This window comes from Frankia canadensis (assembly GCF_900197875.1).
Taxonomy (GTDB): domain Bacteria; phylum Actinomycetota; class Actinomycetes; order Frankiales; family Frankiaceae; genus Frankia; species Frankia canadensis.
In genome coordinates, this window is sequence record NZ_FZMO01000541.1 from 19,279 (window position 1) to 29,279 (window position 10,001).

Consider the following 10,001-nt stretch of genomic DNA (forward strand, 5'->3'; position numbering starts at 1 on the left):
TTCGGGCTCCCGGGCGCGCTGCTGGTGCAGTCGCGACCGCGCAGAAGCCGCTGTCTCGGTCCGGCGCGAGTGCCGCCGGGAAATCCTGCGACGCCCTGCAGTCACGCTGAGGAACAACCCACTGGCCGGCCAGCATCGTTGCGGTCCGGCGCCAGCGGATCCGCCAGCGTGCCATCGTCGAGCAGCCGGCCCTGTTCCAGCCGGGTGGGCTCGGGAGGCGCCGACGGGCGCAGACCGGCTACCACGTCCAGGGCGGTCAGCACGTCGTCTGGTCGCACAGCGGGCGTCGTGTGCCGCGCGACCAACTCCAGTATCGCACATGTGTCGTTCTCTGCACGACCAACGGCCGAGACCACGGCGCTACGCACGTCGAACCGGCGCCTGCCGTCCTTGGTCGCGCGCTCGACCTCGACCTCCTCGCGGCCCAGCAGCGCGGTCACGGCGGCGCTCAGCGCCGGCTCCGCGACGGTGGGCAGCCGCACCCGCCAGCGCGAGGCGTCGATCCGTTCCGCCAGTCCTCCGCCGCCCGCCACGACCGCGTCGACCACGTCCAGGCCGCCCGGCAGCGCCGCGTCCAGCGACGCCCGCAGCCACCCCGGATCGACCGCGGTGGCCAGCGCGAACTCGACGTACTCGGCCTCGCTCGCCGCCGCGGTGGGCGCCGCGCCCACCCAGGAGATCCGGGGATGGGGACTGAACCCGGCCGAGTACGCCATCGGCACCTCCGCGCGGCGCAGCGCCCGCTCGAAGGTGCGGGCCACGTCCCGATGGGACAGGAAGCGCACCCGGCCCCGCTTGGCGAAGCGCACCCGCACCCGCTGCACCACCGGCGGGGGCGGGGGCCCCTCAGGCCGGCGTGCCACTGCCCACCACCGGAGGGACGTCGACCGCGCCACCCGCCCCGGCACCACCCGCCGCGGCGGCGCCGGGTGCGCCGGGTGCGCCGGCGGCCCGCGCCGTCGAGGCCTGCGCGGCACTGGCGGCATCCCCGGAGCGGGCCCCGGCCGAGACGCCGACCACGGGCAGCAGCGAGCGCCCGGTCGGGCCGATCTGCGTGTCGGTGCCCATCGTCGGGCAGACCCCGCAGTCATAGCAGGGCGTCCAGCGGCAGTCATCGAGCTCGTTCTCGCGCAGCGCCTCCTGCCAGTCCGCCCAGAGCCAGTCCCGGTCCAGGCCCGCGTCGAGGTGATCCCACGGGAGCACCTCGCGCTCCTCGCGCTCGCGGGTCGTGTACCAGTCGAGCGAAACGCCGAGCGGCTCGAGCTCGGCGGCGCAGGCCGTCTCCCAGCGGGGGAAGGAGAAGTGCTCGTTCCAGCCGTCGAAGCGGCCGCCTTCGCGCCAGACCCGCTCGATCACGGCGCCGACCCGACGATCCCCCCGGGCCAGCAGGCCCTCGATGATCCCGGGACGGCCGTCGTGGTAGCGGAAGCCGACGGCGCGGGCGATCTCCCGGTCGGCGCGCACGGTGTCGCGCAGCAGCTTCAGCCGCGCGTCCGTGACCTCGTGCGACGCCTGGGCGGCCCACTGGAACGGGGTGTGCGGCTTGGGCACGAACCCGCCGATGGACACCGTGGCGCGGATGTCGCGCTGCCCGCTGGCCCTGCGGCCGGCCCGGATCACCTCCCGGGCCAGGTCCGCGATCTCCAGCACGTCCTGGTCAGTCTCGGTGGGCAGGCCGCACATGAAGTAGAGCTTCACCTGGCGCCAGCCGTGCGCGTAGGCGGTGCTCACGGTGCGCACCAGGTCCTCGGCGCTGACCATCTTGTTGATGACCCGGCGCAGCCGCTCCGAGCCACCCTCGGGGGCGAAGGTCAGCCCGCTGCGCCGGCCGTTGCGGGAGAACTCGTTGGCCAGCGTGACGTTGAACGCGTCCACCCGGGTGGAGGGCAGGCTGAGCGAGATCCTGCTGTCCTCGTACCGGTCGGCGAGCCCCGTCGCGATCCGGCCGATCTCGGTGTGGTCGGCGCTGGACAGCGACAGCAGGCCCACCTCGTTGAACCCGGTCGCCCGCAGCCCGGCGTCGACCATGGCGCCGACCGTCTCGATGTTGCGCTCGCGCACCGGACGGGTGATCATCCCAGCCTGGCAGAACCGGCAGCCACGGGTGCAACCGCGGAAGATCTCGACGCTCATCCGCTCGTGCACCGTCTCGGCGAGCGGCACCAGCGGCGCCTTCGGGTACGGCCAGGAGTCGAGGTCGGACAGGGTGTGCTTGCCCGGGCGGGCGCAGATGTCGTCCCGGTTCGGTGTGACGGCGGCGATGCGCCCGTCGGGGCGGTAGGAGACGTCGAAGAACGCCGGCACGTAGACCAGCCGCCGCCGGGCCAGCCGGGCGAGCAGCTCGCCCCGGCCGCCCGGCGCGCCCTCGGCCTTCCAGGCCCGCACGACGTCACAGATGCCCAGCACGGCCTGCTCGCCGTCGCCGAGGACGACCGCGTCGACGAAGTCCGCGATCGGCTCCGGATTGAACGCGGCGTGGCCGCCGGCCACGACGATCGGCGAGCCATCGCCGCGGTCCCGCGCGTGCAGGGGGATGCCGGCGAGGTCGAGGGCCGTCAGCAGGTTGGTGTAGCCGAGCTCGGTGGAGAAGCTGACGCCGAACAGGTCGAAGTCGCCGACGGCGCGGTGCGCGTCGACCGTGAACTGGGGCAGGCCGTGCTCGCGCAGCAGCGCCTCGAGGTCCGGCCAGACGGAGTACGTCCGCTCGGCGAGCACATCGGGCTGCTCGTTGAGGATCTCGTAGAGGATCTGCAGGCCCTGGTTGGGCAGGCCGACCTCGTAGGCGTCCGGGTACATCAGGCACCAGCGGACGGCGGCCGACGCCCAGGGTTTGACGATGGAGTTCCCCTCGCCGCCGACGTACTGCACGGGCCTTCGCACGCGCGGGAGCAGCGGCTCCAGGCGAGCGAACAGCGACTGTCCGGACATGCGTGCGAGCCTACGGCACCTGGCGGCGCGGGCTCCCCCGCGTCACAGAGCGTAGGGATCGGATCGTGATCGCAGTCGCACGTTCTGCAGCAGACCCACGGCGGTCATGTTCGCGAACATCGACGAGCCGCCGTAGGACAGGAACGGCAACGGCAGCCCGGTCACCGGCATGATCCCCAGGCACATCCCGATGTTGACGAACGACTGGAAGGTGAACCAGCAGACCACGCCGGTCGCGATGAGCGCCCCGAACGAGTCCTGGGAGGCGAAGCCGATCGACAGCGCCCGCCACAGCACCACCCCGAGCAGCACGATCACGCCGCCCGCGCCGAGATAGCCCAACTCCTCACCGGCGACGCTGAACACGAAGTCGGTCTGCTGCTCGGGCACGAACTGACCCTGTGTCTGCTGCCCGTGCAGCAGGCCACGCCCGGAGATCCCCCCGTTCGCGATCGCGATCATCGCCTGGGAGACGTTGTACCCGGTCCCGGAACTCGCCTTGTTCTCCGAGACGAACGACGTCAGCCGCGCCTCCTGGTACGGCTGCAGCAGATGGAACTGCAGGATCGCGCCGCCGAACAGCACCCCGCACAGGATCAGCCCGAGCACCCAGCGCCTTGGCGCCCCGCTGACGGCGAGCATGCCGAGGATCGTGAACACGAGCACCATGACCGTGCCGAAGTCCGGCTGGAGCATGATCAGGCCGATCGGCACCACGGTCAGCCCGAGCACGACCAGCACATCACCGTGCCCGGGCGCGCTGTGCCGGATCCCGGTGTGGCGGTCCTCGTGTTTCTCCCCCAGGATCATCGCCGCGCCGACAACCAGCGCCACCTTCGCGAACTCGGACGGCTGCAGCTGGAACCCGGCCGGCAGCACGATCCACGAGTGCGCGCCGTTGATCGTCGAGCCGAGCACGAGGACGGCGACCAGCCCGAGCAGTGACCCCAGGTAGACGAACGGCGCGTAGGCGCGCAGCACCCGGTAGTCGACGACGGTCGCCACCGCGCCGAGCACGAGGCCGATCGCCAGGTTCAGCAGATGCCGCTTGAGGAACGTCTGCGGATCGCCGCCGCCCTCACCGAGGCGCTGGCGGGTCGCCGACCAGACCAGCAGCGCGCCGATCACGGACAGCGCGACGACGCAGAGCTGCAGCGTCCAGTCCAGCCGCCGCAGCGGCGAGTGACGCCCCGACGCCCGGTCCCGCAGCTGCCCCATCCGGCCGCGCAGCGGCACCGGGGACGAGCGCAGCGCGGTCGGCCCGGCTTCCTGTGACAACGCCTCCTCCTGTCTCCCGATTCACGTCGCTGGGCTGGGCTGGGCTGGTGCCGGCGGGCGGCGGGGCTGACGCCCCGCCGGGCTAGGGCGGCGCGCGGCTCGACGCGGCGGCGGACGACGCCGCGGGCGCGGGCAGCGTGGTGGTGCGCTCGGCGGGACGCGCCGTGGCGGCGACCCCAGGACCGCTTCCTGCGGTGTACCGGCCGAGCGGCACGGTGGTCGAACCGTCCCGGGCGCTGTCGGACGGCGTCGTCGATCCGGCGGGCAGCACGACGAGCGGACCCCGTCGCGGCGGACCGGCAGCGGGTCCCGGAGCGGGTGCCGGCTCCGCCGTGGCGGGCAGCAGGCCTCCGCCCGCGGTGGTGGGTGACAGGGCGGTGGGCGAGATCGCGGCCGGCGGGGTGCCGGCGGCCGGCGGGGTGCCGGCGGCCGGCGGGGTGCCGGCGGCCGGCGTCGCGCCCGTGGCGGGCGCGGGTGCCGGGTCGCCGGTGGTGGCGCCGGCGATCGTGCCGTCCCGGTTGATCCTGGGGAGGGTGGCCGGGGGCTTGCCGCCGGCCATCGCCGCCGGCTGCCCGACGCCGTAGATCGCCTGATAGATCCGCTTGGCCACGGGGCCGGCGTACTGGGCGCCCTGGCCGGAGTCCGGGATGGTCACGACGACGGCGAACCGCGGGTCGTCGGCCGGGGCGAAGGAGGCGAACCACGAGGTGTCGCCCTTGCCCTCCACCTCGGCGGTGCCGGTCTTCGCCGCAATCGGGATCTGGTCGGTCGGCCAGTCCGCGAACACGCCGGTCGCCGTGCCGCCGGGTTCGCTGGCCACGCCCCGCAGCCCGCTGCGGATGTAGGCCAGGATCTCCGGGGACACCGGCAGGGTGCCCGCCTTCGTCGGCGCGAAGGTGCGTACCACCTTGCCGTCCGGGGAGATCGCCGCCTTGGCCAGCGTCGGCTTCCACAGCGTGCCGCCGTTGGCGATCGCCGCGTAGGCGGTGGCGAGCTGCAGGGGGCTCACCGACAGGTACTGTCCCTGGCCGATCGCGAACTGGGCGGCGGCGCCGGCGTTGTACAGGTAGCCGTCCACGCAGGCCTCGGCGGCGTACTTGCGGTACCGCTCGGCCTTGGCCGGGTCCGGCTCCTCCGGGTAGCCGTTCTTGGCCCGCCGGCAGTAGGAGTCCTTCAGCTCCTCCCAGATCGCCTTCGCGTCGGCCCGGTCGACGACCGACCCCTTCGCCTCCCCGGGCAGGTCCACCCCGGTGGCCTTGCCGAAGCCCATGGCCTCGGCCATCCGGGCGAAGTACTCGTTCGGCGGAGCGTACGGCCCGCGCCCGTTGCGCAGTCCGCCGTCAGCGAGCCAGGAGTCGTAGGCGAACTGGTCGAAGATGACGTCGCAGGAGATCACCAGCGCCTGGTGCAGCGTGATCGGCCCGGCGGACTCGCCGTCGAAGTTGTGGAAGATCTGGTCACCGATCTGCAGGGTCGGCGAGCAGTCGAAGTGCTGGTCGGGCTTCGCTCCCAGGTTCTGCATCGCCACGGCGGTGGAGACGACCTTGAAGGTGGAGCCCGCCGCGCCGGATCCCTGGTAGGCCCGCGACAGCAGCGGGATGCCGTTGGCCGGGTCCGACAGCGCCTTGTAGTCCTTCTCCGACACTCCGCCGACGAACACCGACGGGTCGTACGACGGCAGGCTCGCCATCGCGACCACCCCGCCGGTGCGCACGTCCAGCACGACCGCCGACGCCGTGCGAGCGCCGCCGCCGAGCTTGTTGATCGTGTCCTGGAGGGCCTGCTCGGCCGCCTGCTGCACGCCGAGGTCGAGGTTGAGCACCAGGTGGTCGCCGCTGCGCGGGGCGGTGGTGGACGCGGTGCCGGCGACCCGGCCGAAGCGGTCGACCTCCAGGCGCTCGACCCCGTCGGCGCCGCGCAGCTCGTCGTCGTAGGTGCTCTCCAGCCCGGCGACGCCGATCAGGCTGTTGAGGTGGTAGCCCTTCTCGTCGCCCTGTTTGTTCAGCTGGTCCTGGGAGACCGGGGCGAGGTAGCCGAGCTCGTGGGCGGCCAGCGACCCATGCGGGTACTCGCGGACGGCCTGCAGATCGGCGGACACCCCCGGGAAGCGGTCGGGATGCTCGATGACGGCCAGGGCCTGCTGCGGGGAGACGTCCTTGGCCACCGGCACCGGCTGGTACGGCGAGCCGTTCCAGCACGGCGGGCGGACCTGGGCGGTGCAGAAGCGGACGCGCCGGGTGAGCTCATCGGCCGGCGTGTTGATCACCGAGGCCAGGCGGGCGAGGACGGCCTTGCCGTGGTCGGCCTGGCGGTCCGTCGCCGACCGGTTCACCGAGATGACCAGGGACGTGCGGTTACGGACCAGTGGCTGGCCATGATCGTCGAGGATCATGCCACGGGTCGCGGGGGTCACGACCTCGCGCACCCGGTTGGACTCCGCCACCTGGCGGTAGTGGTCGCCGTCCAGGATCTGCAGCACCCACAGCCGGGCACCGAGAGTAATCAACAGCGACAGGACGAGAACGCGAAGGAGCAGGACGCGGATGCGCATCCGGTCGTTCATCGGCCGCCCCGTGCCCGGCCACCGGCGAGCCGGCGGCTGGCCTTCAGCAACAGCGGGAACACGAACGGCGCGATGAGCACTGCGTAGACGCCCGCGGCCAATGCCCGGCCGACGGCCTCGCCTCCGGTCATCGCCGCCTCACCCAGAATCGAGGTGATCGCCGCATAGCCCAGGGTGCCCAGCAGACTCGCTCCCCCGATCACCGCGAGGGGCACCGCCACCGACCGCTCCGCCGCCTCCATCACCAGGCCAACAGCGTAACCGATCAGGCACATAACGAGAGCGGACTGACCGAGAACATGACTCGACGCCAGATCGGCCAACACCCCTACCACAAAGCCGCTCATCGCTCCGACCAGCGGACCCTCGATGAGCGCGATGGCCGCCAGCAACACGAGGACGAGATCGAACCGCCCGCCGGGCAGGTCCAGCCGGGCCACGATCGAGACCTGGGCGACGAGGGCGACGGCCAGCAGCACGACCGCGGCGACGACGGTCCGGGGCCGCACCGACTCCTCGGTGTCGAGGATGTCCCACATGCCGGCTCAGCCCGTCCCGTCCTGGGCGGGTGCGGTGCCCGCCCCGCTCTGGGCGGGGGCTGTCGGCTGGGGCGGCAGGGGACGCGGCGACAGCAGGCGGTCACCCGGGTCGGCCGGCGGCCGGCTGACGACCACACCGACGAGGTCCAGCGTGCCGACGTGCACGAACGGCTTGACCTCGGCCGTGCGGGACAGCCCGCCGACATCGGTGACCTTGGTGACCTCGCCGATCGGCACGCCGGCCACGTAGTCGAGGCTGCCGAAGGTCACCAGCCGGTCGCCCTTCTGCACCCGGAACGAGGCGTCGTAGAGGGTGAACGTGAGCGTGCTCGGCCCCTGCCCGCCGGCGACGGCGCCGAGCAGCTGGGTGCGCTCGAGCCGGGCACCGATCCGGCTGCCCGGGTCGCAGGCCAGCCGGACGACGGCGGTGTGCGCCGTGACCGCCGAGACGGTGCCGACGAGCCCGTCCGCGTTGAGGACCGTCTTGTCGACGACGACGCCGTCGTCACGGCCGGCGTTGATCGTGACCGTCCAGTCCGTCCCGGTCACGTCGCCGACCGCGATCACCTTCGCCGGGACGATCGAGTACTGCCCCTTGTCGGCGAGCAGCCGCAGGTCGGACAGCTCCTTGCTCAACCGGGTGACCTGGCCGTCGTCGGCGATCTGGCGGCGCAGCCGGGCGTTGTCCTGGGCGAGCCGGTCGGCACGGTCGTGGTAGCGGTTGGGATGGGCCAGCGACGAGACCGTGCGGCCGATCGGCCGGGTCACCGCGGTGACGCCGTTCTCGACCCCGCCCAGGACGGAATGCACGACGCCGCGCGCGCCGGTCGCCGAACGGCCCGTCCTGTAGTCCAGCGTGATCAGGGTGAACGCGACGATCAGCAGGGCCACGATCACCAGGCGGGATCGCCTCGTGTCACGCCCCACAACGGCCTCCGAACAAGCTCTCAGGTCCCACGGCGCCGGGCGGCAGGCGCCGGCGGGCGCGGAACTGCGGCCCGGCCTCGGCACGGGCGGGCAACGGCCGGGTCACGGCGGGCCGGGGCGGCCGGCCGAGGCCGGCCACCGCTCGCGGCCCGTCGCTGTGGTCGGACGATCGACATCGCCGCGACGTTCCCGGTTCTGACACGAAATTCCCGAATCCCGGGAATGCCCGGGCGGCCCGGCCTGGCGCCGGACCACCGGACACCGAGCCGCCGTGGCTAGCGCCGCGGCTCGGAGATGAGCACCTGCTGCAGCGCCTCGAACTCCTCCACGCATTTGCCCGAGCCCATGGCCACCGAGTGCAGCGGGTTCTCGGCGATGTGGATCGGCATGCCGGTCTCGTGGCGCAGCCGCTCGTCCAGCCCGCGCAGCAGCGCGCCGCCGCCGGTCAGCACGATGCCGCGGTCCATGATGTCGCCGGACAGCTCCGGCGGGCAGCGGTCGAGGGTCACCTTGACCGCGTCGATCACGGCGTTCACCGGCTCCTCGATGGCCTTGCGGATCTCCTCGGCGGTGACCACGATCGTCTTGGGCAGGCCGGTGACGAGGTCGCGCCCGCGGATCTCGGCGCTGGGCTCGTCCGGCACCTTGTACGCCGAGCCGATCGCCATCTTGATCTCCTCGGCGGTGCGCTCGCCGAGCATCAGCGAATACTCCTTCTTCACGTAGGAGATGATCGCGACGTCCAGCTCGTCGCCGGCGGTGCGGATCGACTGGCTGGTGACGATCCCGCCGAGCGAGATCACTGCGACCTCGGTGGTGCCGCCGCCGATGTCGACGACCATGTTGCCGGTCGGCTCGTGCACCGGCAGGCCGGCCCCGATGGCGGCGGCCATCGGCTCCTCGATGATGTACACCTTGCGCGCCCCGGCCTGGTAGCCCGCGTCCTTCACGGCCCGCTGCTCCACACCGGTGATCCCGGACGGCACGCAGACGACGAGCCGCGGCTTCGCGAAGTGGCGCCGGCGGTGCACCTTCTGGATGAAGTAGCGCAGCATCCGCTCGGTCGTCTCGAAGTCGGCGATGACGCCGTCCTTGAGCGGCCGGACCGCCACCACGTTGCCCGGGGTGCGGCCGATCATCCGCTTGGCGTCGGTGCCGACGGCGAGGATGCCGGACGTCGTGGTGTTGATCGCCACAACGCTCGGCTCGTTCAGGACGATCCCGCGGCCCCGCACGTACACCAGGGTGTTGGCGGTACCGAGGTCGACGGCCATGTCACGACCGAGGAACGACAGCGAACTGGACATCGTCGGGTACCGACCTTCCCGGGGGATGCGGTCCTGGCCACCTCCGGCGTGGTTCCGGCGGGGCGACCGGGGAACCACCGAAAGCGCGTGGAACAGGTACAGGGGGTTCGTGGATCGGGCAGGGAGACCCGGAGCGCCCACGGGGACCGACCGGCGACCCACGGAGACCGACCTGTGCTGTCGGCCACCGCGACCCACCGGACACGCTCCGGGCAGGTACTTGGAGGGTAGACCGCCGCCTCGCCCCCCGCCGCCCCGGTGGACGGTGGGACCGATCGTGTCACCGCCGGAGAGGATCGACGTAGCGGGTGCCATCGTGTCATCCAGCCGATACCCACCGCAGCCCGGCCCAGATCACGCTCCGGTTCGCACGCCGATGACCGATGCGCCGGACCTGACCGGACGACCGGCACGGGGCCCGGCGCATCGGTCATCGGCGTGCGAACCGGAGCGTGATCT

At 72.6% G+C, this 10,001-nt stretch carries 7 protein-coding genes; all 7 read right to left on the reverse strand.

Annotated elements, in window-relative coordinates; genetic code table 11:
* Positions 1-101: 101 nt before the first annotated feature.
* Entirely contained in the window at positions 102-863 is a 762-nt protein-coding gene (locus C1A33_RS30260; RefSeq protein WP_101835575.1) for a TIGR03936 family radical SAM-associated protein, read from the reverse strand.
* Positions 847-2,928, reverse strand: a complete 2,082-nt coding sequence (locus tag C1A33_RS30265) for a TIGR03960 family B12-binding radical SAM protein (protein WP_101835577.1) — start codon at positions 2,926-2,928, stop codon at positions 847-849. Before C1A33_RS30265 ends, C1A33_RS30260 begins: the two co-directional genes overlap by 17 nt.
* Positions 2,929-2,970: 42 nt before the next feature.
* Positions 2,971-4,206 (reverse strand): rod shape-determining protein RodA, encoded by a 1,236-nt coding sequence (rodA, locus tag C1A33_RS30270; protein WP_101835579.1) that lies wholly within the window; start codon positions 4,204-4,206, stop codon positions 2,971-2,973.
* Positions 4,207-4,288: 82 nt separating this feature from the next.
* On the reverse strand, positions 4,289-6,769 hold the full coding sequence (mrdA, locus tag C1A33_RS30275; protein ID WP_101835581.1) for a penicillin-binding protein 2: 2,481 nt from the start codon (positions 6,767-6,769) through the stop codon (positions 4,289-4,291).
* Complete coding sequence (mreD, locus tag C1A33_RS30280; RefSeq protein WP_101835583.1) at positions 6,766-7,308, reverse strand: rod shape-determining protein MreD; 543 nt, start codon at positions 7,306-7,308, stop codon at positions 6,766-6,768. The genes mrdA and mreD overlap by 4 nt, the downstream gene beginning before the upstream one ends.
* A 6-nt stretch (positions 7,309-7,314) precedes the next feature.
* Positions 7,315-8,235 carry a rod shape-determining protein MreC gene (gene mreC / locus C1A33_RS30285; protein WP_101835584.1) on the reverse strand — a complete coding sequence of 307 codons (921 nt, stop codon included), beginning with the start codon at positions 8,233-8,235 and terminating at the stop codon, positions 7,315-7,317.
* A gap of 275 nt (positions 8,236-8,510) precedes the next feature.
* The gene (locus C1A33_RS30290) at positions 8,511-9,542 is read right to left on the reverse strand and encodes a rod shape-determining protein (protein ID WP_101835586.1); all 1,032 of its coding nucleotides are present in this window, start codon (positions 9,540-9,542) and stop codon (positions 8,511-8,513) included.
* Positions 9,543-10,001 lie beyond the last annotated feature (459 nt).

Excerpts from the sequence above, each read along its gene's own strand:
- mrdA (WP_101835581.1), bottom strand. The coding sequence starts at position 6,769 with ATGAACGACCGGATGCGCATCCGCGTCCTGCTCCTTCGCGTTCTCGTC.
- C1A33_RS30265 (WP_101835577.1), bottom strand. The coding sequence starts at position 2,928 with ATGTCCGGACAGTCGCTGTTCGCTCGCCTGGAGCCGCTGCTCCCGCGC.
- C1A33_RS30290 (WP_101835586.1), bottom strand. The coding sequence starts at position 9,542 with ATGTCCAGTTCGCTGTCGTTCCTCGGTCGTGACATGGCCGTCGACCTC.
- mreD (WP_101835583.1), bottom strand. The coding sequence starts at position 7,308 with ATGTGGGACATCCTCGACACCGAGGAGTCGGTGCGGCCCCGGACCGTC.